Genomic DNA, 506 nt, shown 5'->3' with positions numbered 1-506 from the left:
TCAGTCTATTAATTTAGGCTGACTTTTTTGTGTTTAGAAAATGCTCCTGTTGAAGGATTATTTATATAAAAGTTTAATTATATAAGTGTTCATCCATTTTAAAAAAATATGTGAACATTAGAGAGGAACTATATATGAGGGATATTAAAGAGGTTTTAAAGGAAATATTGGAAGAGTATCATCTAATACCTAAAGATACACTGTTCATAGATGGAGTTCACTATGAACAAGATGAGATGGAAGAGTTTTTAACTGATTTAAGCACTAATGAAGCATACATAGAAGAAGTGTTCATCAAACATGATAAAAGGTTGAACAAAAAATTAACTGCTGAACAAGTTGAACAAATCAAAAATGACAGCAGGAGCTACAGAGTATTAGCTAAAGAGTATTATGTTGCAACTGGAACTATATCTAAAATTAAGAATAATAAATATTAAGAGTAAGTGAAATATAAGTTTAATTGGTTTGATTTTATTAATGTATTCTTGTCCATAATTTAAGAG

The 506-nt window shown here is 27.5% G+C and carries 1 protein-coding gene; it reads left to right on the top strand.

Going from position 1 to position 506, the window contains the following annotated elements; all coding sequences use genetic code 11:
- Positions 1-134 precede the first annotated feature (134 nt).
- Positions 135-440, top strand: coding sequence for a hypothetical protein (locus GBZ86_RS16720; RefSeq protein ID WP_152892521.1), 306 nt, complete (start codon positions 135-137; stop codon positions 438-440).
- The last annotated feature ends 66 nt before the right edge of the window (positions 441-506 follow it).

The sequence above is a fragment of the Clostridium tarantellae genome, from assembly GCF_009295725.1.
Lineage (GTDB): Bacteria > Bacillota > Clostridia > Clostridiales > Clostridiaceae > Sarcina > Sarcina tarantellae.
This window is presented reverse-complemented; position numbering and strand designations above follow the sequence as displayed.